The 26623-nt window shown below is 58.2% G+C and carries 19 protein-coding genes, 1 tRNA gene and 1 pseudogene; 4 read left to right on the forward strand and 17 right to left on the reverse strand.

From position 1 onward, the window contains the following. Positions 1-25 precede the first annotated feature (25 nt). From QRN61_RS23800 to QRN61_RS23860, 13 genes and pseudogenes are all read right to left on the reverse strand, one after another. Positions 26-2014 (reverse strand): peptidase U32 family protein, encoded by a 1989-nt coding sequence (locus tag QRN61_RS23800; protein ID WP_115990005.1) that lies wholly within the window; start codon positions 2012-2014, stop codon positions 26-28. 217 nt (positions 2015-2231) lie between these two features. Beyond that, a complete protein-coding gene (locus QRN61_RS23805; RefSeq protein ID WP_003224376.1) occupies positions 2232-2612 on the reverse strand; it encodes a RidA family protein in 381 nt (126 codons plus the stop codon). A gap of 172 nt (positions 2613-2784) precedes the next feature. Then, positions 2785-2859 (reverse strand) — tRNA-Gln (locus tag QRN61_RS23810). Between the two features lie 137 nt (positions 2860-2996). Then, positions 2997-3380: a DUF1801 domain-containing protein gene (locus tag QRN61_RS23815; RefSeq protein ID WP_285375784.1), complete on the reverse strand. Its 384-nt coding sequence runs from the start codon at positions 3378-3380 to the stop codon at positions 2997-2999. A 24-nt stretch (positions 3381-3404) separates the two neighbouring features. Continuing rightward, complete coding sequence (locus tag QRN61_RS23820; protein ID WP_285375786.1) at positions 3405-3800, reverse strand: hypothetical protein; 396 nt, start codon at positions 3798-3800, stop codon at positions 3405-3407. Positions 3801-3849: 49 nt separating this feature from the next. Next, positions 3850-4089: a hypothetical protein gene (locus QRN61_RS23825; protein WP_238547102.1), complete on the reverse strand. Its 240-nt coding sequence runs from the start codon at positions 4087-4089 to the stop codon at positions 3850-3852. Further along, the gene (locus QRN61_RS23830) at positions 4089-8792 is read right to left on the reverse strand and encodes an RHS repeat-associated core domain-containing protein (protein WP_285375789.1); all 4704 of its coding nucleotides are present in this window, start codon (positions 8790-8792) and stop codon (positions 4089-4091) included. Before QRN61_RS23830 ends, QRN61_RS23825 begins: the two co-directional genes overlap by 1 nt. A gap of 124 nt (positions 8793-8916) precedes the next feature. Continuing rightward, a complete protein-coding gene (locus QRN61_RS23835; protein WP_007969244.1) occupies positions 8917-9180 on the reverse strand; it encodes a PAAR domain-containing protein in 264 nt (87 codons plus the stop codon). Between the two features lie 59 nt (positions 9181-9239). Further along, the gene (locus QRN61_RS23840; protein ID WP_285375790.1) at positions 9240-9722 is read right to left on the reverse strand and encodes a DUF4265 domain-containing protein; all 483 of its coding nucleotides are present in this window, start codon (positions 9720-9722) and stop codon (positions 9240-9242) included. Further along, positions 9712-14397, reverse strand: coding sequence for an RHS repeat-associated core domain-containing protein (locus QRN61_RS23845; protein WP_285375791.1), 4686 nt, complete (start codon positions 14395-14397; stop codon positions 9712-9714). Before QRN61_RS23845 ends, QRN61_RS23840 begins: the two co-directional genes overlap by 11 nt. Next, positions 14394-17300: a type VI secretion system Vgr family protein gene (locus tag QRN61_RS23850; protein WP_285375793.1), complete on the reverse strand. Its 2907-nt coding sequence runs from the start codon at positions 17298-17300 to the stop codon at positions 14394-14396. The genes QRN61_RS23845 and QRN61_RS23850 overlap by 4 nt, the downstream gene beginning before the upstream one ends. Positions 17301-17426: 126 nt before the next feature. Further along, positions 17427-17942: an Hcp family type VI secretion system effector gene (locus tag QRN61_RS23855; RefSeq protein ID WP_027613808.1), complete on the reverse strand. Its 516-nt coding sequence runs from the start codon at positions 17940-17942 to the stop codon at positions 17427-17429. Between the two features lie 355 nt (positions 17943-18297). Then, positions 18298-18384, reverse strand: a pseudogene (locus tag QRN61_RS23860) (G/U mismatch-specific DNA glycosylase); the annotation flags it as partial. A gap of 87 nt (positions 18385-18471) precedes the next feature. On the opposite strand from QRN61_RS23860, the gene QRN61_RS23865 reads away from it, so the two are divergent. Continuing rightward, positions 18472-19416: a LysR family transcriptional regulator gene (locus QRN61_RS23865; protein WP_115990012.1), complete on the forward strand. Its 945-nt coding sequence runs from the start codon at positions 18472-18474 to the stop codon at positions 19414-19416. A 45-nt stretch (positions 19417-19461) separates the two neighbouring features. Here QRN61_RS23865 and QRN61_RS23870 read toward each other — a convergent pair whose 3' ends face one another. The 3 genes from QRN61_RS23870 to QRN61_RS23880 form a co-directional block, all read right to left on the reverse strand. After that, a complete protein-coding gene (locus QRN61_RS23870; RefSeq protein ID WP_027613803.1) occupies positions 19462-19713 on the reverse strand; it encodes a DUF2790 domain-containing protein in 252 nt (83 codons plus the stop codon). A 650-nt stretch (positions 19714-20363) separates the two neighbouring features. Then, complete coding sequence (locus tag QRN61_RS23875; RefSeq protein WP_285375794.1) at positions 20364-21632, reverse strand: DUF1479 domain-containing protein; 1269 nt, start codon at positions 21630-21632, stop codon at positions 20364-20366. 117 nt (positions 21633-21749) lie between these two features. Further along, entirely contained in the window at positions 21750-22622 is an 873-nt protein-coding gene (locus QRN61_RS23880; RefSeq protein ID WP_285375796.1) for a helix-turn-helix domain-containing protein, read from the reverse strand. 458 nt (positions 22623-23080) lie between these two features. Between QRN61_RS23880 and QRN61_RS23885 the strand changes: the two genes are divergently transcribed. Continuing rightward, a complete protein-coding gene (locus QRN61_RS23885) occupies positions 23081-23443 on the forward strand; it encodes a DUF6124 family protein (protein WP_096796885.1) in 363 nt (120 codons plus the stop codon). Positions 23444-23581: 138 nt separating this feature from the next. On the opposite strand, the gene QRN61_RS23890 is transcribed toward QRN61_RS23885, so the two are convergent. Further along, positions 23582-24328: an SDR family oxidoreductase gene (locus tag QRN61_RS23890; protein ID WP_096796887.1), complete on the reverse strand. Its 747-nt coding sequence runs from the start codon at positions 24326-24328 to the stop codon at positions 23582-23584. Positions 24329-24462: 134 nt separating this feature from the next. On the opposite strand from QRN61_RS23890, the gene QRN61_RS23895 reads away from it, so the two are divergent. Next, positions 24463-25350 (forward strand): LysR family transcriptional regulator, encoded by an 888-nt coding sequence (locus tag QRN61_RS23895; protein ID WP_177409056.1) that lies wholly within the window; start codon positions 24463-24465, stop codon positions 25348-25350. Positions 25351-25507: 157 nt separating this feature from the next. Continuing rightward, positions 25508-26476 carry an AraC family transcriptional regulator gene (locus QRN61_RS23900; RefSeq protein ID WP_285375799.1) on the forward strand — a complete coding sequence of 323 codons (969 nt, stop codon included), beginning with the start codon at positions 25508-25510 and terminating at the stop codon, positions 26474-26476. Positions 26477-26623: the final 147 nt, after the last annotated feature.

The raw sequence follows: 26623 nt of genomic DNA on the forward strand, positions 1-26623 counted from the left end.
CCGTAGCGCCACGCCCGCCCGTCACTCAGTGTGGCGCGCGCGGGATGGTTTTCAGCAGGTCTTCCGGGCTGATGTGGCCGACCACGCTGCCCGGTTGCGGCATGTTGAGGATGTGGCCCTTCATCTTGCCGATGATGTGCATCTCGCACGGCTTGCAGTCGAACTTCAGGGTCAGCACTTCGTCGCCGTGGATCAGCTGCATCGGCGCGACCTTGGTGCGCACTCCGGTCACGCCCTTGGCCTGTTTCGGGCACAGGTTGAACGAGAAACGCAGGCAGTGCTTGGTGATCATCACCGGCACTTCACCGGCCTCTTCGTGCGCCTCGTAGGCCGCATCGATCAGCTTCACGCCGTGACGGTGATAGAAGTCGCGGGCCTTCTGGTTGTAGACGTTGGCCAGGAACGACAGGTGCGACTCCGGGTACACCGGCGGCGGCGTGGTTTCGGCCTTGCGGCCGCCACGCGGGTGTGCGGCGACGCGAGCAGCGGTCAGCGCTTCGATCACTTCACGGCGCAAGGCCTTGAGCTGCGAGTTCGGGATGAAGAACGCCTGCGGCGCGTCGAGCTTGATGTCGGTGGCGTGGTACTGCGTGGTACCGAGCTGACCGAGCAGATCCTGCAATTGCTCCAGCGCCTGCTCCGGCTTGTTGGCCACACCGAACGGACCGTTGAGGGTCACACTGGCGCTGATCCCCTCTTCACTGGTCGCGGTCACTTCCAGCTGTTCTTCACGCAGACGTGCGACCCAGCTCAATGCGATACGACGCTCGGCAGAGGTCTTCTGCAGCGCCTGTTGCCAGTTGTGGTCGAGGTTGCGGTTCAGCGGATGATTCGGCCGCAGCTTGTACAGGCCTTCGGGCATTTCGTTCGGCTCGACGCGATAGCGATAGCGCTTCTCGCCGTCTTCTTCGAACTCGCCCTTTGGCTCGGCGATGTTGGCGCGGAAACCCACGACTTCACGCTTGACCAGCACGTTGAGGCCATCGCCGTTGGACAGCGGTTCCTGCGTCACCACCTGCAGGTCACGCTTGCCGACTTTCTCGACGGTGCCCACTGGCAGGCCGGTGAAGGTCGGCGAGTCGAACGCGCCGATGTCGATCTTGCGATCGGTGACAAAGTAGTCGGTGCTGCCACGGTGGAAGGTCTTTTCCGGGTCCGGCAGGAAGAAGTGCGCGGTGCGGCCGCTGGAAGCGCGGGCCAGGTCCGGGCGGTCTTCGAGGACGTCGTCAAGGCGCTGGCGGTAATAGGCGGTGATGTTCTTCACATAGCCCATGTCCTTGTAGCGACCTTCGATCTTGAACGAACGCACACCGGCTTCGACCAGCGCGCGAATGTTGGCGCTCTGGTTGTTGTCCTTCATCGACAGCAGGTGTTTTTCGTAGGCGATCACCCCACCCTTTTCGTCTTTGAGGGTGTACGGCAAACGGCAGGCCTGCGAGCAATCGCCACGGTTGGCGCTGCGCCCGGTCTGCGCGTGGGAGATGTTGCACTGCCCGGAGAACGCCACGCACAGCGCGCCGTGGATGAAGAATTCGATGGCGGCATCGGTTTCGTCGGCGATGGCACGAATTTCTTTCAGGTTCAGCTCGCGGGCCAGTACCAGTTGCGAGAAACCGGCCTGATCGAGGAACTTCGCCCGCTCAAGGGTGCGGATGTCGGTCTGGGTACTGGCATGCAGCTCGATCGGCGGAATGTCCAGTTCCATCACGCCCAGGTCCTGGACGATCAGCGCGTCGACACCGGCATCGTACAACTGGTGGATCAGCTTGCGCGCCGGCTCCAGTTCGTTGTCGTGCAGGATGGTGTTGATGGTGGTGAAAATGCGCGCGTGATAACGGCGGGCAAACTCCACCAGCTCGGCAATTTCGCTCACCTCGTTGCAGGCATTGTGGCGCGCGCCGAAGCTCGGGCCACCGATGTACACGGCGTCGGCGCCGTGCAGGATCGCCTCGCGGGCAATCGCCACGTCACGGGCGGGGCTGAGCAGTTCCAGATGATGCTTGGGCAAGGACATAGTTTTTTTAGTCAGGCTGTCACGGTTAAGGCGCGCATTGTAGCCGCGAAACGCCCGAGCGGCACGCCTGTGCTGCCAAGTGGCAGATGACCTCGCTCCAATCCGACACGAGAGTCTCCTGTAGGAGTGAGCCTGCTCGCGATGATGGTGGCACAGTCAACGTTGATGGTGGCTGATTTACCGCTATCGCGAGCAGGCTCACTCCTACAGGGGGCGGTCAGGCCTTGGCGGCCATCGCGGTGACTTCCACGCGCATGCCTTCCACCGCCAGCGACGCCACGCCCACAGCGGCGCGCACCGGCCATGGCTTGGCGAAGAAGCGCTTGTAGACTTCGTTGAACGCCGCACGGTCGGCCATGTCGGTGAGGTAGATGGTCAGGTGCATCACGCGATCCATCGAACTGCCGGCCCGCTCCAGCGCCACTTTCAGCGCCTGCAGGGTGCATTCGCTTTGCAGGGTGATATCGCCCAGCTCCAGGCTGCCGTCGGCGCGGGTCGGGATCTGGGTCGAAACCAGAATGCCGTTGAAACCGACAACGTCGGAGGAAATCGAATCTGCATCCGGATCAGGGGTAAAGCTGAGGTCTTGATTAGCCATGAAAGTCTCTTGTCTGGAGAGATTGAGGGTCGCCGGCCAATAACCCGCCGGGACTTTCGCGCGGGCAGTTTACATCAGTCCCCCGCTCCGGCTCAGGCAACTGTCAGCCCCAGCCACAAATCGCGCGCATAAAAAAACGCCAGCCCTTTCGGACTGGCGTTTTTTCTGAATATGGCAGGGGCGGCTGGATTCGAACCAACGCATGGCAGGATCAAAACCTGCTGCCTTACCGCTTGGCGACGCCCCTGTATCTCAAGCTCTGTAACAAGCTCTGCGAGAATGGGCCGCAATTTACCAACCTTTTTTTGATCTGGGAAGCCCTGAGTGCAAAAAAATTTGTTTTAAAACAGCCAGTTATTTCTGAGCCAAGGCAAACGCCACGATTCACTTCGATAGATTCAGCGCAATCGCCTCGCGAATCAGCGCTTTCAAGGCCTGCTCATCGACCGTGTCGCCCTCATGAAAATCAATCGCCCGGCGGGTGTTGCCCTCAAGGCTGGCGTTGAACAACCCCGCAGGATCAGCCAGCGCCGCGCCCTTGGCGAAGGTCATCTTCACCGCCGCCTTGTAAGTCTCCCCGGTACAAATGATCCCGCCCCGTGACCACACCGGAACACCGCGCCACTTCCACTCCTCCACCACCTTGGGATCAGCCTGGTGCATGACTTTGCGAATCTCGCCGAGGATGGCACCACGCCAATCGGCCAGTTCAGCGATTCGAGCGTCGATGAGTGCCGAAGCGTCGGTGGGTGGTATTTCGGATTTCATGGCAAGTGTTCTCTTCGATGTAGTTTACAAGCCGATTTGCTTGAGCCCCTCACGCATCCCTTGATCCGCTTGCTCGCACCATTGCTTGAGGCTCAGATCCGGCGGCAGGTTGCCTTGCAGACTCTTGTATTGACCGTCGGCCAACACTTCGCCCTTGCGACCGAGACCTTCGTTCTTGTCGCCATCGGCCTTGTCGAACGCGCCCGGCATATTCGCAACGAACGCCACCATCTTGTTGGCGTTTTCCGTGCTGTCCGCTTTCAGGTAGCCCTTGTCGACGCAATGCTTGATCAGGCCCGACATGTTGCGACCGCTGTCATACATGCTTTTCAGGGTAGCGGGATCTGGCGCTTCTGCGCGGGCCAGGGCGCAGAGGCCGAAAGTGGCGGTCAGTGCAAGGATCACAGCAGTGTTTTTCATGCTCATTCCCCAGATTTCCAGTGAAACTTCTCAATTCCAAACCCGCCGCTTACCAGACTTCCAGAGCTGGCGCACAAAACCCGGTAACGATATCCATCACCTCCAGAATCCGATCCTCCAACTCTTCATCGGCATCACCGCGCATTGACCCCAACAGTTCATTAACCGATATCGCCGAAAAACCCTTATCTCGATACTTCAGCAGGATTTCCCGTATCGAAAGAAGATCATCCCCCCTCCTCAATGCGCCGGACAGTTCATCGTCCAACGGTTTATCAAGCGTTTTCATCATTGTTTCTCCCAATGCTCAGCCGTCGACCCTAGTGCCTTCTGGTAATCAGAAAGTGGCATGGCCTTACTAGGCTGAATGGTTCCGTGAGTTTTTTTGTCTTGCACGTAACGAAGACTTTCCGGAAGTGAAGCGGTATTCAATTTGCAGGCGCTGTCTTTGCCGGTTCCGCCGGGTAACGTGGAGGGGCGCCGATGATCCGGCAGGTTTTGCGGAGTATCCGGCGCTACGGACATCCCACCGGTATTGGGATGAACGTTCCCATCTTTATCAACTGGAATATCGACAGGACGTACCCCTAGGCCACGCGCGGTCGAGTCAGCAATGGGCTTTCCTTTTTCGTCGGTTTTCATGGCCCGATAGACATCGACCCCCGTCAGGCCCATCGGATCCACCCACCCTGTAGGGTTCGGACCATAGGTGTAGAGATTCAGACCGCCCGCATAACCGATCGGATCCTGGCTGACGAATCGCCCCACCGCCGGGTCATAGTAACGATGCCGGTTGTAATGCAGCCCGGTCTCATGATCATGGTACTGCCCCGGAAATCTTATAGGATTTCTCACATCACTTTGTCGGGCCGATTGCGATTGCTGCTCCGATATCGCCCCCCATGCCTTGTACTGAGCCGTCCAGACCAACTGCCCCTCAGAGTCGGTCAGTTCCTGAGGCGTACCCAGGTGATCGCACTGATACCAGAGCAAAACGTCAATTGGCTGAACCGTGACCTTGCGATTCCACAACGGATCGTCATCCAGGCTGTACTCTCCCTGATACTCAGGCTGATTCGTCAGTGTAATCGGGGCATGTCGTATGGCCTGTGCTACAGGAATGAAACTCCCGGGCTCGAAAATGTAGTGCACCGTGCGTCCGGCACCGCCATCCAGTTGCGTGGCACTGCTTTCCCAGGCAAGTCGGTTACCGTCCCAGCCGTAGAGCGTGAAGCCACAGCCGTACTCACGCTGTATGCGTGCATGCTCGTTCCGGTTCCAGTGCGACCCCGCCTCGGGACGCCCCTTGGAATGGGCGACAGAGTTTTTGTGAAGACGACGTCCAAGAGCGTCATAGGCGAATTCAACCGACAAGCGTTGATCTTCAAATCGCACCAAACGGTCAAACAGATCCCATTGCAGGAAGCTCCGCTGATTGTTTTGCAGACGCTCGACCAGGTTGCCGCGCTCATCGTATGTGAACTGATTACCTTCGTACTCGTGTAGCAGGTTGTCTACCTGCCTCTCCTGGCGCGGAGACCGGTCCAGTGGTCGTCGAATTTCACTCGCCCTTTCATCAAGCAGATTACTGGCCGGGTCAAAGGTGAATGTTTCAACCACCTGTCGTGTCGCTGCTTCCAACAGTCGACCGAGAGGATCGTAACGGTATGAAATCGCGCCTCTTCGGGTATCGTTGATCGCAGTCAGTTGACCAGCGGCATCGTATTGATATGTCCGTTTGACAAGCGTCGCACCGTCCTCACTGCGCTCCAGCACCTGCTCCTGCAAACGACCGGCAGAATCCCACTTTTGCGACTGCTGCAGGTGGTTGCCCTGATGCCGGACAATCTCACGATGAAGGTCGTCGCGCTCCAGGCCAATCAGCTCGTGCTCGTCCAGGCGTAGCCCCAACAAATGACCGCTGCCATAGGTGAGCCAGCTGACACGGTGCCCGTCCGGACGAACTGTCGCGACCCGATTGTTGAGCACATCGTACTCGTGCTGCCACACGCCAACTACCGGGGGCTGGTCCAGCCCAAGGTAATGCTGATGCTCGCGCAGCACATTGCCGGCCAGGTCGTGAAACCACTGTAAACGACTGTCTGCGTTGGCGGCTTCAATCAGGTTACCGTTGCCGTCATAAATGAAGCGCTCGCTTTGCGATTTCTCACCTTGACTGGCGCGTCGCTCAATCAGGCGTCCCATGGCATCAAAGCTCACGCAAATCACACGCTCGCCGTTGACGATATGACTCAAATGGCCCGTATCAGAATCATACCGATAGCGGGTGATACGACCATCAAAGCTCTTTTCTTCCAGCAGGCGACCTATCGGGTCGTAGAGGAAATGCGCCCGGCTTTCGTTTTCGTTGTCCAGCGCCTGCAAGCGCCCGAGACGATCCCAGCGATAGACCAATGTATGCTCATCAGCATCGAGGCGCTCGGCTACAAGACCCGCAGCCGTATACTTCCAGGTAGTACAGCGGCCAAGACGATCCGTGTGCGCGAGCAACCGGGCTTCAGCGTCTCGTTCAAAATACTCCTCGGTCTTGTCCGGGTGCCTGATCCAGGCCAACTGGCCCAGTCGATACCCGTACTCGGTACTCTGGCCGGCCGCGTCGGTAAAACAGATCATCTGTCCGAGTTCGTTGTACTCCCAGGCCCTGGTCTTTCCTGAGCAGTCAACATACTCGACCAGTTGACCGGCATCGTTGTAGTCGAGCTTCTTCTCATTGCCGTCGGCGTCTTTGATCGCTGTCGGCAACCCTGCCACGCTGTAGGCAAACTCCGTTACGTTACCAAGGGGGTCGACTGCTTCCACAAGGTTGCCATGATCGTCATAAGCACGCTGCCACTGCCCCCCTTCTGCATCGCTGGTCTTGATCAGTTGATCCAGATCGTCGTAGGCAAAATGCAGCACGCTGTCGTCGGCACGCAAATGTTCGACGACGTTGCCACGCGCATCGTAGATGAAGCGATCAGTTGTGCCGTCAGCATGTACGTGTCGAATCAGGTTTTTCGCTTCGTCACGGAACAACCATTCGGAACGTTCATCCAGATGACGAATGCGGTACGTATAACCAAGAATGTCGTAGTAGTGCCAGGTTTCGTTACCGTATGCATCGGTGACATAGGTCAGGCGAATATTCTCGTCCCATTCAAGGCGCGTGTCGAAACTGCCGTCGTCCGCCCACTCGCGAACGGCCCGCGCATCAGCGCCTGTGCCCTGCCATTCCAGATTCATGCCCCGTCCGGTCCGATCGGTGTAACGACGGATCAGATGATGCTGGTACTCATAGCTCCAGGCCGCCCCGTTCTCGTCCTGAGCCTGAATCAAATCACCGACACTGTCGTAGTGATAGGCACACAGTTGACGCTGAGGAACACCGTCGCTGATCAGCCAAAGCCCCTTTACGCGACCGTGCTCATCAAGCAGGGTGCCGAGGTGATATCTGACGTCGGCCATATCACCCTGATAGGTAATCAGGTCGGACAGCACCGGTATTCCTTCGTGGCGATGCTCGTAGTGCAGCATGATTCCCGCACCGTTGCGCAAAACCACGCCGACCAGCACGAAACGTTGTCCACGACGCAGATAGGTTTCCTTGCGTTCAAACCCTCTGCACAACAGAAGCTGGTCATCGGTCACCCGTACCAGCGTCATGTTTTCAATGGCATCGTAGTGAGTCTGCCCTGTCTCGGGCAGCACATAGTCGTGGCTGCGACCATCAGCGTCATGGAACACCAGACTCCCGCCAACGCAGTCAAAACGGGTAGTCAACGACGTAATCCAGCGGGCGCCCATCTCGCTGGCGTCATACGCATCCAGACGCGAACAGTAGGTGCGTGTCCACTCGAGAGGGAATGCACCAGGCAGGTTGAAATCCGTATGGCTCAGCGATTCAGAGCCCAGGGCAAAACTGATGCTATGCGCCGTGCCCGGCATGACGCCGTTTTTACATGTTTTGCAGTTATGCGTCGCTGGCGCTTGTTGGCTGCTGGCTTCAAGCCGCCCCTCTCCAGCCCTGTGCTGAGTCTTTGAAGTAGTATCCGGCTTGACGCTGGCCCCTTGACCATGTGCTCGACGCTTGCGCCAGGTCATGACAGAACCTGCCAGCATCTGCAGCAGCCAACCGATTGAATGCTGAACAGCCGGATCACCCAGCTTGTTCATTTGAGTGCGCAACTCCACACCCATAGTACGAAGCATGCCGGTATTGCTCAGCACCAAAGCCTTGGCACTGTCCGGCAACAGGTTCTTTGCCGCGCTGTTGGCAACACCTTTACCGGCAGCCTTGTAGGCGCTGAAGGCTGCGCCGAAAATATTACTGATGGCTGCCTTGGGGTCATGCAACAACTGACCTCCGGCCGCACTCATCTTGGCACTCGCCGACTTCATGTCGCCTTTTGCATCAAGCTTGCCGTTGACGACCGTTTCCAGGCCCTTGGCGATTTCGTTGACCGCGTTCTGGCCAAGCTTGCCGCCGTTGTCGAGTATTTCAGCCAGCTTCGGCTTGGCCTGCTCTACAAAGTCATCGATCGTACCGACAATGGTGGCATTCAAATGTCCGATCAGGACTTCGATCAGCGAATCGCCCAGCAGCATCTTGGCGCTGTTACGAAGTTCTTGACGCACCAGTGACAAGGTCGGACGCAAGGTCATACGCGCCGAGGCCATTGTGGGTGGGGCCGGTAAAACACCGATCAGATTGATACCCAGGCTGACCCAGTCCAGAATCTGGCGTTGCTTGCTTTTGGCAAGGACAACAATGTCTCCGAGCGCATCCACCAAGGCCATGATGTTGCCCACCACCGGCAACGCTCCGGCAACGTTCTTGACGCGCTCAAGAGTGACTACTCCACCACTGATCGATTGCAGCCAGGCATCGAATCTGGCTGCACCGCGTCCGACATCCTTGATGTCAATGGTGTTGAGCGGAACGATCGCCACTTGAGGTTCACGTACTTTCGCGACAGGCGTTTCAGTCGTCATGACTGCATCTCATCCGTAAGATAGTTCGAGACTTTAAAGAAATGATTGATGGCCTGGGCCTGCCAACACTCATGCAACAAACATCAGGTGATGCCCGGCATATGCCGATGCGGTACATGTTGATTCAACTGATCACAGCCCCTTTCGGGCCGCTTGCAATCAGCGCAGCGCCGCAAGCGGTTTTCATACCGTCCAGAGCGATGGGCGTGCCATCAACGGTGTAGGTGCTGCTGCCCTCTGCAATCGGGAAAACCCCTTTGCACAGTGGACAGCTGACCTTGTGACCGACTCCGGCAACAGGCTTGCCGTTGAGATCGGTTTGGGAGAAGGCTTCGAGCACCTTGCCACCGTGAGTGGTGGAGTCGCCCAAGCGAATGGCGTCTTTCATGTTGTCACTCCTTTGACTTGATCCTGGTCTCGCGACCCTGCCGTCCGCTGGCCTGTCAGTCAGCTCTGCAGCCACCAATTGAGCAGCGTTTCATCATCTTCATCATCAATGTTTTTATAGATATTGGCGTAATACCATTCGAGTCCGGTTTTCTCGCGGAACCGATCAAAAAACGCATTGATGCTGTCCATGCCATTGCTTGACGGCACAGCCAGTGACAGGTTGCCTTCGAAAACGCCATCCAGCGTTCCACCCAGTTCATTGCCAACATCAGTTTCCAGTTGTGCAATGACGTCCTCGGGGATGTAGTCGGCGTAGATATGAATACAAAATTTCCCTCCGCGCTTCAGGACTTCAGCGTGAGTGTTTTTGTTTTTTATCGAGATGATGTCACCTCGAGCCAAATTCAACGCAAGACCAGGTGAGGACAGCAGCTGATAAGTATCCTGCCCCATCGCGATTGCAGGGAGCTCCTCGAATACAGGGCCATCGTCATCTGATACAAACACCTCAATCAGAACAGGCAATTCTTTATCGTCCATATGGCGCTCCACAACTTCCACGTTCGACACACGACATCCCTTCTTTCACGTAACCGCTGTTTCCAGCACTCAGGTTACACGAAGCGCCCTCAAGATCTACGTTGACATCGGCCAGGTTGCCGCCATTCGAGGTCGCCACATTTTTATGCCCCAAGTGCATGTCATCAGGATTGCTAGAGGTATGCCCGCACCGCCAGCACTTGTACACACCCACCGGTTTGCTTTTGGCAATAAGTTTTTTGCGACATGCCGCTTGTCCTTTCCGACTACCGCCGCCGACCTTGCTCGCAGCGATGTCTTTAGCGGAGGCTCCAGCACCGTCCTTCAGCGCGCGCTTGGATGGCGGTTTTCTGACCAGACCTAAAGGATCCACCCACTGCGTCGGGTTAGGCGCGTATTGATGAAGGTTGATACCGCCCATCAGACCTATCGGGTCTTTCGAGATGAAGCGACCTACATGGGGGTCGTAGTACCTGTAGCGGTTGTAGTGCAAGCCTGTTTCGTGATCGTGGTACTGACCCTGGAAACGAATGGGATTAGTCAGCCCGCGCCGCACTGCCGAGGCTGATGTCTGTTCTTTCACCTGCCCCCACGCTTTGTATTGAGCGCTCCAGGCGATCTCACCGTCTTGATCGGTAAGTTCCAATGGTGTGCCTAAATGGTCACACTGATACCAGGCCAGGGCATCGAACGGTTGTGCTTCAGGAGCGTGACTCCACAGCGGATCATCTTCAAGATTGTCGCCGCCGACATATTCAGGCTGACTCAACAGATCAATCGAGGCGTGTGTGAGGGCTTGAGCCACCGGTACGAATGTGCCGGGTTCATAAACGTAATGGACGGTGCGACCTGTCCCCCCATCAATAGGGGCTGGACTGCTTTCCCAGGAAAGGTTGTCCCCGTCCCACCCGTACAAGGTCAAGCCACAGCCAAGCAAGCGCTGAATGCGCCCCTGCTCATTTTTATTCCAGTGCGAACCTGCTTCAGGACGGTTCACATAATGGGCTGTCGAGTGCTTATACAGCCGGCGACCCAAGGCATCGTAGGCGTATCTGACCGAAAGACGCTCATCCTCAAAATGCACCAACCTATCGAACAGGTCCCATTGCAATCGACTGCGTTGACCATTGTGCCAACGCAATGTCTGGTTGCCACGATCGTCGTACTCGTAATGAGTACCGACGTATTCACGTAAAAGATTGTCTACCAACCGACTACGTGCCGGGGCCTGATCAAGAGGCCGGCGCACTTCTGTCACCTTCTCGTCCAGCAGGTTGCTGGCAGGATCGAACGCGAAGTTTTCAACGCCGAGGCGACTTGCTGCGCTGATCAGTCGCCCGACCGGATCATAACGGTAGGTAAGCGGTCCGCGACGCGTATCGTTCAGCTCGGTCAACTGGCCGACCGCATCATATTGGTACTGGCGTTTGAGCAACGTCGAATTGTCGTCGCTTCGACCGAGCAGTTGCTCCTGTAGCCGCCCTGCCGGATCCCACTTTTGCGTCTGGCGCAGGCGATTCCCTTGATAACGAGCGACTTCGCGATGTAAATCATCTCGCTCATAGCCGACCAGTTCGTGATCATCCAGTTTTAACGCGAGCAAATGCCCACTGCCGTACGTCAACCAACTCACCCGATGGCCATCCGGACGAGTCGTGGCGACACACTGATTGAGGGCATCGTACTCATGCCTCCAGATGGCAACGAGCGGTGCATCCAGATCCTGATAATGCTGGTGCTCTCTGATCAGATTACCGGCCGAATCATAAAACCACAGCAACCGGCTCTGGTCGTTCGTGGCCAAAACCATGTTGCCATTACCGTCATACGCAAAGGATTCGCTTTGAGTCGCATTGCCCAGGCTCGCATGGCGTTCAACAAGCCGCCCCATTGGGTCAAACGCCATCGAAATGATGCGCTCACCGCTGATGGCGCTCGCCAACCGCCCGCTCTCAGCGTCGTATTGATAGCGTGTGGCAAGGCCGTCGAAGCCTTTTTCCTCGAGCAATCTTCCGACAGGATCATAGTGAAACTGGGTGCGCTGCTCGTTTTCGTTTTCGAGTGCTATCAAACGGCCTAGCAGGTCCCAACGGTAACGAAGCGTTTGCTCGCAGGCGTCTACTCGCTCGGCAACCAGACCGGCCGCGTTATAGCTCCACGTCGTACAGCGATCCAGACCGTCAACATGAGCGAGCAGACGCCCTTCGGCATCACGCTCGAATCGCTCCTCGGTTTTATCCGGATGCGTTATCAAGGCGACATGCCCGACCTTGTACTGATACTCGGTGCTTTGCCCCGCTGCATCGGTAAAGCAGATCATCTGACCGCGATCGTTGTATTCCCATTCGCTGGTCTTGCCGGAGCAATCGGTATATTTGAGAAGCTGACCGGCAACGTTGTACTCAAGCGTTTTCTCGTTGCCTGTTGCATCCTTGATAGCGATCAACTGACCTGCTTTGTCATAGGCGTACTCCGTCTTGTTGCCAAGCGGATCGACCGACTCCACCAGATTGCCGGCGTCGTCGTAAGCTCGTTGCCACTGACCGCCTTCTGCATCACTGACCTTGATCAGTTGGTTGAGATCATCGTAGGCGTAGTGAGCGACACTGCCGTCGGGGCTGATGTGCTCGAGCAAATTACCGCGCTCGTCATAGCTGTAGCGATCGGTGGTGCCATCTGTATGAACGTGACGAATCACGTTCTTCGCATCATCGCGAAAGAACCACTCTGAACGTTCATCGGCATAGCGAATCCGGTAGGTATAGCCCTTGATGTCGTAGTAATGCCAAGTCTCGTTGCCATGGGCATCAGTCACGTAAGTCAGGCGGATATTTTCGTCCCATTCAAGGCGAGTATCGAAACTGCCGTCATCCGCCCACTCGCGCACAGCCCTGGCGTGCGATGTGTGACCATCCCACTGCAGATTCAACCCGCGGCCGGTGCGATCGGTATACCTAGTCAGGAGGTGATGCTGATACTGATAACTCCAGGCCGCACCGTTTTCATCCTGCGCCTGGATCAAGTTGCCATGGATGTCGTATTGGTAATGGCACAATTGCCGTACAGGCGCGCCGTCACGAATCTCCCAGAGACCGGTCAAGCGTCCTTGATCATCAAGCAGCGTTCCGACGTGCAAGTGGACTTGCGTGACGTCACCTTGATAGGTGATCAGGTCGGATAATACGAGGGCGTCCCCATGACGATGCTCGTAATGCAGCATCAGCCCGGCACCACTGCGCATTTTGACATCCGTCAGCCAAAAGGAACGACCACGACGGACATAGGTTTCCTTGCGCTCGAAACCGAAGCAAACGAGCAGTTGATCCTCAGCGGAACGAACCAGCGTGAGATTTTCAACGGGGTCATAGTGAAAGAGGCCTGGCTTGGGCAGGGGGAAATCGATGCTACGACCATCGGCTCCAAAAAAAACCAGTCCATCGTCCTTGCAGTCGAATCGGGTCGTAAACTCTGTTACCCACCGTGCCCCTGATTCGCCATTGTCAAAAGCATCGAACCGGGAGCTGTAGGTGCGCACCCACTCGACAGGAAATGGACCCGGCAGGCTGAAATCGGTATGGCTCAGTGACTCGGATCCCAACGCAAAACTGATGCTGTTGCAAGTACCCGCACAAGCACCATTTTTTTTGCCATTGGCGTTGGCGTTCGCAGGAGCCTGATGGCTGCTGGCCTCGAGTCGTCCTTCACCTGCCTTGTTCTGAGCCTTACTGGTGGCGTTGGGTTTAACGCTGGCACTCTGTCCATGCCCACGACGCTTGCGCCACGTCAACACAGCACCGCTGAGCATTTGCAACAACCAACCAATCGTGTGACGCGTTCCCGGGTCACCCAACTTGCTCAATTGGGTTTTGATCTCAGGCCCCATCGCTCTCAATGAGCCGGTGTGCGTCATCACCAGTTTTTTGGCCTGATCCGGCAGAAGATTCTTCGCCGCGCTGTTGGCAACCCCTTTACCCACGGCTTTGTAGGCACTGAATGCCGCCCCGAAGATATTACTGATCGCCGCTTTGGGATCGCTGAGCAGTTGATTGCCCGCCGCCGTGATCTTTTGTCCAGCCGCGCGCGCATCGCCTTTTGAATCAAGCTTGCCATTTACAACGGCCTCAAGACCCTTGGCAATTTCGGTGACTGCGCTTTCGCCGAGTTTTCCTGCATCGGCGAGAATGCCCGAGAGTTTGCCTTGAGCCTGTTTCACGAAGTCATCGATCGTGCCGACGATAGTCGCGTTCAAATGCCCGACCAGCACTTCGATCATTGAATCGCCCAACAGCATCTTGACGCTGTTACGCAATTCCTGACGTACCAGAAACAAGGTCGGACGCAAACTCATACGAGCAGCCGCCATGGTCGGAGGCGCAGGTAAAACACCGATCAGGTTGATCCCCAGGCTGACCCAATCAAGCAACTCCCGCTGCTTGCTTCTGGTAAGCGTGACGATATCGCCCAGCGCATCGACCAGCGCCATGATGTTGCCGACAACCGGCAGCGACCCGGCAACTCCTTTGATTCGATCGAGCGTGACGACACCACCGCTGATGGATCGCAGCCAGGCATCAAACCGGGCAGCACCACGACCTACGTCCTGCACGTCCAGCGTGTTGAGCGGAACGATAGCGACCTGCGGCTCGCGCTTCTTGGCAACGGCTGCCTCAGTCATGAGAGCACCTCCCCATTCAGCAGGCCAGGCGTCTTGAGCGATGGTTTGGGCAAGAACGGGGCCGGGAGGCTTGGCAGTTTCCCTGCCTTGCTCGCTGCGCCGAGGATGCTCGATGCACTCGGCAGCGCCGCACTGGCAAGTTTCGGCAACCCGGCCACCCCGCCTTGCACCGCCCCTTTCACCTGCTGCGCCGTCTGCATCGCGCCCTGTGCGGTCTGCATGGCGCCCATGCCGCTCTGCGCCAGTTCCTTGCCCTTCTCCAGCATGTCCCAGTTCTTGTTCGGCAGAACCTGCGCAACCATCGCCTGCACCTGGCTCGGCACGTCTTCAGTGGCTGGCGGTTTTAGCGGCCATTCCGCTTTGCCGATGTAGCTGCCCTCACTCCAGGTGTCCGCCGGATCCTTGCCGAACACCACTCGCGCGGGGCCTGGGGCGGCGCCGGCGACGCTGGCGAAACCCTTGGCGTCGAGCTTGCCCTTGATGCTTTTGCCGAGGGCGTCGATGACTTCGTAGTCGCCTTCCTTGATGCCCTGACGCCCGGCGTACTGGTTGAACAGTTCCAGATTGCCCTTGCCCGGTTTTGGCGGTTCCGGGAACACCCCGGCCAGACTTTTCGCGCCGGTGTAGGCGAAGTTCGCCGCGTGCGCGGTGTACGGGCCGGTGGTGGCGTGGGTGATGCCGCCGGCGTTGTAGGTGGTCGCGCTGCCGCCGCCCTGGATCACCAGTTCGGTCTTGGCGGTGATGGTGATGCGGTCGGCGTTGGCAGTGATGTTGAGTTTGGCCAGCAGGTTGATACTGTCCTTGAGGGCCTTGACGTCGATGTCGCCGGACGCCGCGACCAGACGCCAGCCCATGCTTTGCACGAACAGACGCATGCCACGGCTGGCACTGGCCAGCAGGCGTTTGCCAATGGAAAAACTGGTGTGCCCGGTGCTGCTCAGCGCCAGGTGTTCACCGGTGGCGATATGGCTGGAGCGCGGCGTGGTCAGGGCGATACCCGCGGGGCTGGCGAGCACCAGATGCGGCTCGGTGAATTCAGGGAATTCATTGGCAGTCATGTTCGCCGGGCCACTGCCGAGCACGCCTTGATGCTGCGCGTGCAAGGCCTTGGCCACGTCGTCCTGATCGCCCGCCTCCTGCGCTTGAAGCTCTTTGGCCTGGGTGGCGAAACCGTCCTGCTGATCGCTCGCGGTGGCGAGGCGCTCGGCGGTTTCCGGCAGGTCTTTGTGGTGCTTCGATTCGTTCGGGCGCGGCTCGGTGGTGATCAACAGACCGGCGCCAGCACGCACCGCGCCATGGCGGTCGGTGCGCAACTCGAAACCTTCGCCACGCGGCTGCCCGCCGCTCGGGCGCGGGTGTGTCAGGTAGCCGAGGTTGATCGCACTGGCGCCGTGATCACTGCGCAGCGCAATACTGATCTCACTGGTGGTGTCGTCGATGCGCAGTTCGTTGGCGCGGCTGCCCTTGTATTCCTTGCTCTTGACCGTGGCCAGGGTCTTGAAGTCCGGCAGTTTGTACGGCGGCAGATTCGCGCCGTGGTACAGGCAACCGGTGATCAGCGGCTGATCGGGATCGCCTTCGAGGAAGGTGATCAACACCTCCATGCCGACCCGCGGAATGTTGATCGCGCCAAAGGTTTCCGCGGCCCAGTTCGAGGCCACACGCATCCAGCAACTGGTCTTGTCGTCGTGCTCGCCTTCGCGGTCCCAGAAGAACTGCACCTTCACCCGACCGTACTGGTCGCAGTAGATCTCTTCGCCCTCGGGGCCGCAGACCACGGCGCTCTGGGTGCCGAGGACTTTCGGTTTCGGGTGATCGAGCGGCGGCCGGTACGGCACGTCCCACGGGATCGCGTTGAAGCGGTTGCGGTAGCCCTGGTGGAAATCGTCCTTGTTATCGGTGGTGTCGCTGGTCACCGACTCTTCGAGCACTTGCGGCTGTTTGCCTTCGTGGAAGATCTCGGTGAGCAGCCACAGATCGTTCCAGGTCGGGTTGGCGTGTTCGGTGAGGGCGAGGAAATGCCCGCTGACCAGAATCGGCTGATCGCTGTTGCCCTCGGCCAGACGATAGTCGCTGCGATGGCGCTCCAGTGCGCGATTGGCCAGGTGCTTGCCGCGCTCGCGATCTACGAAACGCCCCGGGTAATCGTAATCCTCCAGATCCGGCTGGGCGCTACTCTTGGCATCGCTTTCGAGCTCGATCTTCGGTTTGACGAAGTCGTAATCACGTCGTGTAGTGCGGCTGGTGCGGGTCGCCAGACGCAGGCCGAAACGCTTGACCACCGGTTGATCGGCGACCAGTCCGGAGTCCTGCTGATAAGCCACTGGCGCCAGTTTCGGGAACACCGTCTGGTCATCGCCGAACATCAGTTTGTGGCCGCTGGCGGTGTGCTGGAAGTGGTAGTGAATCCCCTCCTCCTCACACAGGCGCTGGACGAAATGCAGATCGCTTTCGTCGTACTGCACGCAGTAGATGCGCTCCGGATAAATCGCGCTCAGCTGGAAGTGATAGTCACTGGCGAGAATGCCGTGTTCTTCCAGGACCTTGCTGATGATCTGTTGCACGGTCATCTGCTGGAAGATGCGCTGGTTGACCCGATGCGCGAGGTACGACAGCTGCGGGCGCAGGGAGATTTTATAGCGGGTCAGGCGCTTGCCGGCCTCGCCCTGGGCGATGCTGTAGATCAGCCCGTGAATCCCCGTGCTGCTGGGCGACAGCTGCAGGAACGCGAGTTTGTGCAGCAGGCTTTCGAGGTTGATCGAGGCTTTCTCACTGACCAGTTCCAGCTCGAACTCGAAGGGGGTGTTGAGCGCCTCTTTCCCGGTGAACGACAGCACCTGGAAATCGCTGTCCGCGCCATCGATGGTCAGATTGAAATGAGGCTGATTGGCCGGTGAGAACATCCCTTGTTCCTCGCGCAATGCTGCGACGGGCGCCATTCCATGAAGCGTGGCGCACGCAAAAAATTCTGTAGGTCAAAGCCGCCCCGGCCAGCCGCACTGCCGGGGTGGTACAACCATCAGTCGCGATTAAACGACTGGAGCACGCCAGTCATCGGAACCCGAAGTACCGGAGACTTCGTGGGTCCAGGTGATTTTGCGGTAGGTGAACTGCACTTCTTCCAGGTGGGTGAAGTGGGCGTTCGACGGGTCCTGGCAGTTGTGCATCTTGTTGTTGATGGCGACGATGATCGCGTCTTCCAGTTTGGTGGTGTAGTAGTGCTCTTGAGTACCTTGAGCAGAAGTGCGGTACCACTGGATAACGATTTCGCTCATGCGCTCGCCGGAAGTCAGCGCCGCTTGCAGCAGAGGCGAAGCCTTGTCGTAGACCTTGGTGATGACCACTGGCTTGTGTACGCGCTGACCGGTTGGCTGACCGGATTGCGGGTCACGCGGGATGATCACGTCGTGGGTGAAGGCCTGAACCATGACCTGGTCTTCGTGACCTTCCTGGAAGGTGTTGCCCACGGAGTCGGCGGTGAACGCGCCGGCAGTGATCAGACCTTGTTTTTCGCCAGTGACGGACATGTACGCTGGTGTTGCCATGGGGATGCTCTCCTTGCCTGAAAAAACACAACCGACAGGCACCATTGCCTGCCCGGGTACCTGCTCGGATATCAAGTTCCGTGCCAGCCATCTTCTAGCCATTTCGGATCAATGGGTTGGCGGCAATACCTTCGCGTTCCGGCGTTTTAAACTTCGATAAACAGAAAAAAGTGCGCAAGAAGTTGCGCAGTACTGTGCAACTTCTTGCGCACTTGGCTGAAGGGCTTGATTTAGAGAGGCTTGAAGGGAATTCTCGGGTGAAATTGACGAAGCAACTGCGCAACTTTTTGCGCAGTGGTGGTGTTTAGATTTTCGACGCTGGCGCCACCACCTTCTGCCCCGTCAACGCCGCATACGCCGCCGCGAGCAATCCCGGATTGATCCCGCAGAACACCACCGACAGCCCCGGCGCCAGAATGTCTTCAAGCCCTTCACCCGCCATGCGCCCACCCCTCATTCGCAAACATTTGCAACACCACCCACGGCAAACCCTAGAATGGCCATCCCAGCCACAGAGCCAACCACAACGATGGACGTTATTCAGACCCTGCGCTGCTTCGTCGCCGTCGCCCAGAGCGGCAGCTTCACCGCTGCGGCCGACGTGCTCGACACCACCACAACCAACGTCTCCAAAGCCGTCTCCAGCCTCGAAGCCCGGCTGCACACGCGCTTGATCAACCGCACCACCCGCCGCCTCGCCCTGACCGAAGCCGGCGTGCGTTATTTGCAGCGCGCCGAAAAAATCCTCGATGACCTGCGCGAGGCCGATGACGAAGCCGGCACCGCGCAGACCTTGCCGGTCGGGCGTCTGAAGATCCACGCCATGGCCGCCATCGGCAACCACTATGTGATCAATGCGATCGCCCGCTACCGCGAAATTCACCCCACGGTGATGTTCGACCTGACCCTGAGCAATCGCCTGCCCGATCTGCTCGAAGAAAGCTACGACATGTCGATCGTCCTCGCCCGCGACCTGCCGGATTCCGGCTTCGTCGCGCAACGCCTGGGCACTACTTACAGCATCCTCTGCGCCTCACCGGCGTACCTGGCCAAACGCGGCCACCCCGCCACACCCGCCGACCTCGCAGCGCACGACTGCCTGCGCATCGTCAACACGGTGATGCCCGCAGACAACTGGGTGTTCGAAGGCCCGCAAGGCATGGAAACGCAGAATATCCCCGACTCACCCTTCCACATCAACACCGCCGACGGCATGGCCACGGCGATCAGAAATGGCATGGGCATCGGCATTCAGCCGCTGGCATCAGCCGTCGAAGGATTGGTCGGAGGAACGCTGGTGCGGGTACTGCCGCAGTACCGCCTGGAGGAATACAACCTGTTCGCGATCTACCCGTCGCGCAAATTCGTCGACGCCAAAATCAAGACCTGGGTGGAGTTCCTGAAAACCGCCATCCCGCAACTGCTGGCATCCGATGAAGACATGGCCGGCGCCAAGGAACTTGCCAACGCTTAGTGCCGCAGACCCGGAGTGTCGACCCTCCAGCGCCGGCATCGACCATCAACCGTTGGAACAACCGCTACCCATCACCTGGTATTGCACGACATGCCGTGCACCGGTCGAGTCGTCATAAGTCATCTGCACCGGCACCGCGCCGCACTGATTGGCCGCTTCGGAGATCGACACCACATGGGCGATGTCTGCTTGAGCGGCGGCGTTGTAGGCCTCGACTTGCGCGGTCTCGTCAGCTGCAAACGCTTGCGCGCCGATACCACCGAAGACCAGAAGAAGAGCGATTTTTGCCAGTTTCATGATGTTCACCGTCTCGTGGGGGAACCGTGTTTGTTCACGGAGTGGAGACGATGTTAGGGGTTCAAGCGCACGGCAAAAATCGGTCGGCTGGACAAACACTGTGTCCAGAATGGTGATGAATAAGACCTGAGTACCGTGGATATCCCATTCGCGAGCAGGCTCGCTCCTACAGGTTTTGCGCCGACCACACCATTCCAGAACACCGCAAAACCATTGTGGGAGCGGGCTTGCTCGCGAAAACGCCAGCCCAGTCAGCGAAAAACCCAAGTCTGCCGCCAGTTCAAAAACCGCCTAGCCATGGCCGTTTTCAACCACCAACAGGCAAACCACTCATATCAAGCCGTTATCACCCCCACATTGGGGCTACAAGCGCCCGCGCATTTGCCTACAAATCTTGCGGAAGTGGCTGGCTTGTAGGCTTTCCGAAGCAGTTCTATCTTTCTCCTCGCATTGCCGTCGACCAATCTGCGCCCATCCCGCCCAAGGCAGTAAGCCGTCCTAAACATTCAGGATGTGCCAAACCCTTGGGCGTTTCGCTGTCCGAAAGGCACCCCGCTCAATCAGACAAAACAAAAAACGGTGGTGAGAGGATTTAGCGAAACATCGCAGCGTCCCGATGGGCCGCGACCGGCCCCAAACCCCAAACTCACCTACTCCAGTCCAAGCCCCGCACGCCCCAGCGAATTCAGACGCTCCACAGGAAAACGCTCCACCCACGAGCGCTCATAATCCTCACGCGGAAAATCATCCGGCGAAGCGCCCTGCTCGAATGCCCTGAACACATCCCGCGCATAACGCAGATTCTTCGGACACATCGGCGCCGCCGGCACGTACATCACGTTGCCCCAGCCCTGCTGGTTCTGCACCGGCGCGACGCTATGGATTAAATCGCAATGCCACCACACTGAATCGCCGGCCTGCACATCCGGAATCGGACTAAGCCCCTCCACCAGCAACGGATGCCATTGCCGCGATACCGGCAGCACCTTGCCCGGCGCCACCCCACACAACTCGTCTTCGGGCACGTCATCGAGCAGCGGCCGCAGCAGCAGGTAGGCCATCGCCTTGGGGATCGGCACGGTGTGCAGCACGCCTTGATCGGCCTGCATGTCCGACAGCGCAGTCCAGCCCTGAAACGTGCGAAACGCCGAGCACTTGACCGTGTCCTTGTAGGCGTATTCATCCACCTCGGTACGAAACGCCGCGTCCCACGGGTCGTAGGCCGCGAAGTCGTTGCTGTAGATGTTGTCGAAGACTTTCAGATACGCCGGATGCAGCCAGCGCTCCAGCGCCCCGGAATCGGTGTGCGGGCCAAGGCCTTTCGAGTGTGTGCCCGGCGGACGTCGGCGCACCCGATCCGGATACAGCGCATTAATATCCGGGTTGAACCAGTCCTGGCCGTGCGAATGAGTCTTCCACAATCGATTGAGAAACGCCTGCGCCGTGCCCATCCGCTCATGCTGGCGCAGCTGCATTTGCGCCGCCGACCAGTAGATCGGAAAAATTTCCGGCCGCGACGCCTCAAGATTGCCGAAAAACTGGTCAATCGGCCCGCGATACAGCGCATCGAATCGATTCTTGTCGAGGTAATCCAGCAAGCCCTGGTCCCACTGCAGCACCTGCTCGCGGGGGAAGTGATTGCGGATCACCACGCAACCCCGACGCTTGATCAAGGCCAAACGCTCGGCAGTCACTTTACCGGCGGCGATCTCAGCGAACTCCAACACCGGCCAACCGGAACCCGTCTGCCCCTCCTGCACTTTGATCGACGCAATTTCGCCGGCAATAAACTCACTGACCTCGGCGAACAGCCCCTGTACATCGCCGATCTGCGCGCGCAAGGTGCGTTTCATTTTGACGATGCTGTCGCGGTAGTTCTCCGGAAGCGTTGCGCTCTCGAATGCCTGGTATTTGCTCATCGGGGGACCTGCAGACCTTATTGTTGGTGCAGGTATGGGACCACTTCCGAGGGTGGCGGCGGCAGCCTGATTTACCGCGTCGAGTAATACGATTGTGGCGCTTAAGCAGCGCGCCGCTTACAGAAAATGATGACCGTGCTGACGACGAAACTCTGAAGGTGTCAGCCCCTTCAACGCCTTGAACTGCCGATTGAACAGCGCCAGCGACGAATACCCCACTTCCTCGGCAATCAGCGAGACCGTCGAATGTCCCTGCATCAACAGCGCACAGGCATGTCCGACTCTTAGCCGTACGATGTAGTCCAACGCCGTACAGCGCGTATGACGGCGGAACATCCGATGGAACGCCGACACACTGACGCACCCCATCTCGGCCAACGCGGGAATGCTGATCGCCTGGGCGTAGTGACCATGCAAATAATCCACAACCCGATGGATGCGCGGGTCTTCAACAATCTGAGTGCCAGCCTGCGAGTCCGAGGCAGAGAGAATTCGCCTGGCATCGACGTCCCGCGTCAGTTTGTTCAACACCACCAGCAACGCGATCGACCGCTCGGACGGCTCCTGCTCGACCATCGCCTCGATCAGCGGGCGAATCTCCCGCGACGCTGCCGCACTGAAACTCAACGCCTGCCGCGCCGCCGCGAGCAATTGCCGAACCGATCCCATTTCCGGAAACAACGTCACCAGCGACTCCGCCCACGCCGCCGAAAACCAGATCACCAACGCCACATGCGGTTGCCCGGCATCGACCCGCTCCGCCGACGACCAGCTATGTGGCACATTCGGTCCGACCAGAATCAGATCGCCGTCATCGTAAGGCTCGACATCATTACCGATGTAGCGATGGCCACGACTGTTCAAGGTCAGCGTCAGCTCGTACTCGGGATGGTGATGCCATTCGAACGGAATCGCCTCCGGCAAACGCCGGTTCAGCAGTGTCCACGAGGCAGTGGCTTCGGTGGGGATTTTTTCGAAACTGGGTTTCATGGTGATCGATTCTGCTCTTTGGCGTGGGTGGCGCGCCACGATCGTATCACCGCGATCGAAATGCTCAAGCCGCGCATCGGTCAGTTTCTCGCTCGTGTTTAAGGTTTTGCCAGAGCCGTTTAAAGACACCCAGTGTTACGTCATCCCAGGCTACAACGCCTTGCGCCATTGCCTACGACTACGCCAGAATCCGCCGGCTTGTGCGCCCAGAGTGCGGGTTCTATCGTGGGTCGGTCGCTGAAAAGCAGCGATCGGGTTTGGTAGCCCGGCACTTCCAGGTCGCATAGCTCCCCTTATGCAGAGGTCGATTTCTCGTCCCTGTTTTATGGTGGTCATGCGTAGGGCGTCTTAGGGCGCGCCGGGCTCCTGGGCCGGTCTACCAACCTGTGCATGGCCGCCACCCTTCGTTTGGTAGCGAAGCGTGATGGCTCCCTAATCGTTTTCCCAGGAGCATCATCATGTTCAAAGTCACACCGAACCCACCCGAAACCGAAACGGTCTCCCCCTACGAATCCCCCGATTCCCGAAAACTCAGCGAAGCCGCCGAACGCGCCCTCGACCACTACCTCAACCCCTCCAGCCAGATCATGGCCACGCCCTACACACCCAACGCCATATTCCTCGCCAACCCCAAAATCGCCACCGAGGAACTGCTGGCGAACGCCAGTGAATCACTGGGTTCGGCGACGGTGATGTTGGGGGATGTCGCGGCGCTGGTTGAGGGGCCGATTCGCAAGACGCTGCTGGGCATTGCGCAGGTGGTGATGCTCGGGGAGTTGGCGGTGAATCAGGCGTTGGATAATGTTGTGCCGATGCAGTAACTCGTAAGGCCTCTGTGGCCGCTAGCTAGCCTGGTGCCACGGAGGGTATTGCCTAATGGACATCAACACTGTCATTTCGACAACTCCCGCTTCCGGGCAGGAAGCGGGATGTACAGACTCGAAGACGCGCCTATTTCGTTAAAGCGCGCGACCACCATCAACAATAATTTCCGTTCCCACCGTCCAGCGAGACTCGTCCGACGCGAGGTACAGCACCGCCTTGGCTACTTCTTCAGGCGTGCCAAAACGGCCAAATGGGATAGTCGCGACAATCTCCTTATTGACCTGCTCGCGGTAGGCATCGGGTATACCCGCCTTGTCGTACAGCGGCGTGTCGATCGGACCAGGGCTGACCGCATTGACTCGAACACCACGCGGTAGAAGCTCGCCAGAGAGCGTTTTCGACATATTCAGGAAGGCAGCCTTGGTTGCGGCGTAAACGGATGAGTTCGCGGCGCCCAGATGTGCACTGATCGAGGTGTTAAGAACCACCGACGCAGGGTTAGAGAAAGTCGGCAGCAGTGCTTGCAGAAGGAAGTAAGGGCCTTTGACATTGATGTCGAAGGAGCGATCAAACATCTCCTCGTTCCAGTCTTCGATTGGCCTCCAGACGGATACGCCAGCATTGAGGAAGGCAACGTCCAGCTGCCCGTAATGAGACTGAACGGCCTGCGCCAGCTCCTTCTGGGCTGCGACGCTAGCTGAGTCGGCGCGCAACACCAGGACTTCGCTACCTAAAATTGCTTGAGCATTTGCCATGGACTCAGGATTGACACCGGTGACGATCACACGTGCGCCTTCGGCGAGAAATTGCTTCGCGGTCTCTAGACCGATGCCGCTTGTACCGCCAGTGATGAGGGTACGTTTGCCTTGTAAACGGGACATCTGAATTTCCTCTTTTTTGGGGCCGCCAAACGGACGACTGGCCCTCTGAGAGCAACTATGTATTCATGCCTGTGCGCTGATAAGATGGGCAAATAGAATAGATCTCATGCGAAAGTCGCATGAATAGGGGTGTGATGGACCGGTTGTTACTGATGAGCTGTTTTGTACGGGCTGTCGAGACAGGCAGTTTTTCTGCTGCGGGACGTGATCTGGGACTAGGGCAACCGAGCGTCAGTCGTTACGTCGCTGCTCTTGAGGACCATTTGCAAACCAGGCTGCTTCACCGATCCACACGAAAGCTGATGCTCACGCCCGAGGGTGAACGGTACTACGCAGATGCGCGGCGTATCCTGGACTCAGTGGAACAGTCCGAGTCCTCACTGAGAGGAAACGTAGCGCCGTCCGGGTTGCTGCGCGTCGCTTGCCCGACCGCATTGGCTCACACCTTCATCGTACCGCACGTCGCGAGTTTTCTAAGCCGCTACCCCGAACTGTCGCTCGATCTTCAAATCAATGATCGCTACGTCAATTTAGTCGACGAGGGGGTAGAACTCGCGATTCGTATCGGTCACCTGGAGGACAGTGCAATGCGAGCCCGGCCACTGGCTTGGTTCGAGCGTGTGTGCGTTGCCAGCCGTGCATATTTGGAAAAACGTGGCACTCCCTCTTCGCCTGATGACCTGAAGAAACACGACTGCCTCATTTATACCCTTCTATCCACTGGAACCAACTGGCGGTTCAGGGATACGGATGTCCCGATCTCCGGACGACTGCGTGTCAACTCGCCTGAGGCGATCCGTGAGTACGTCAATGCAGGGTTGGGCATCGCGCAGGGGCCGCAATGGCTTTATGAGGAAGGGCTGAGAAGTGGCAATCTTCAATTGCTGCTTAACGAATACGTGGCGCCCCCCGTCCCGATCCAAATTGTCTACCTGGCTAATCGGCTGCTGCCTCAGCGAGCCATCGTTTTCATGGATTTCATGGCGGATATTTTTGCTGAATTCCATGAGCGCCCTGAATAGTTTTTTAGACCACGGCCAAGTTGCGAACGAAGCAGCATCAGCATGCGGCCCCTCCCTCGACTCAATTCCCGTCACAGACCTGTCACCCCAAGCTGCTAACCTCCCCTGCGACTAGCAATCCCCCTATCCAAGAGCCCCAACCAAAGGTGCCCTCAAGGTGTCCCCAAACCCCCGCCAAAAAATCATCCTCCGCTCCGAAAACCTCCACTCCGAAGACTTCGGCGCCCTCTTCTCCCGGCTCTTCGGCAATCGCTACGCCGACACCCCGCCGATCCCCTCCAACATCATTATCGGCGGCGTTTACGGCAGACACGATGACGTCAGTTTCCGTCGCATGCATTACCACGGCGATTTCACCGTGACCTTCCCCGACCCGCAGGACGAGATAACTTTCGTGATTCCCACGGCGGGCAAGATTGTGTTCAACCACCGTACCGAGTCCGTCGGTGTGGCGCAGGTGGGGTTGGCGATTGATAAGGCGGATATCCGTTCGATGCGGTTTCTCGACAATCATGCGCAGCACGGGATTTCGGTGAATCGGGGGCAACTGACTGAGCGGTTGGCGGCGTTGTTGGGGCGGCCGATTGTGCAGAAGATTGTGTTTGAGCCGGTGGTGGATCTGCACACGTCGGCGTTCCGGGGGATCAAGGCGTTGATTGATCTGGCGACGGGGACGGAGTTTGATCTGTTGCTCAATAGCGGCACGCTGATGCCGTCGCGGTTGCGCGAGATGTTGATTGATGCGGTGCTGGAGGCGTGGCCGCACAATTTTACCGAGGCGTTGCACCAGCCGGCGCCGAGGGTCGCGCCCCGGCATGTGAAGTTGGCGATGGAGTTTATTCAGGCACATCCGGAGCAACTGGTGAGTGGCGTGGAGTTGGCGCGGTTGAGCAATGTCAGTCAGCGTGCATTGCAGGAGGGCTTTCGGCGGTTTGTCGGGATGCCGATTGTGGCGTATCAGCGGCAGGTGCGGCTGGAGCGGGCTTTTGAGGTGCTGGGGCAGCGGCATTCGGCGTCAGTGACGGAGGTGGCGCTGCGTTTTGGCTTCAGTAATGTCGGGCGGTTTTGTCAGTATTTTCAGCAGGCGTATGGGGTGAGTCCGGCGCAGTTGAGGGGGCGTGGTTGATTGGTTTATCGGCGGGGATGCTGGTGGGTCAGTTGATGGTGATGTGGGCTGACATGACGCCTTCGCGAGCAGGCTCGCTCCCACAGGGTTAGTTGGTGGACTCAAGATTGCGGCTGGTCGGTGCCGTGGGGTTATGTGCTGGGCTCA

The organism is Pseudomonas sp. lyk4-TYG-107, assembly GCF_030209055.1.
Classification (GTDB): domain Bacteria; phylum Pseudomonadota; class Gammaproteobacteria; order Pseudomonadales; family Pseudomonadaceae; genus Aquipseudomonas; species Aquipseudomonas putida_A.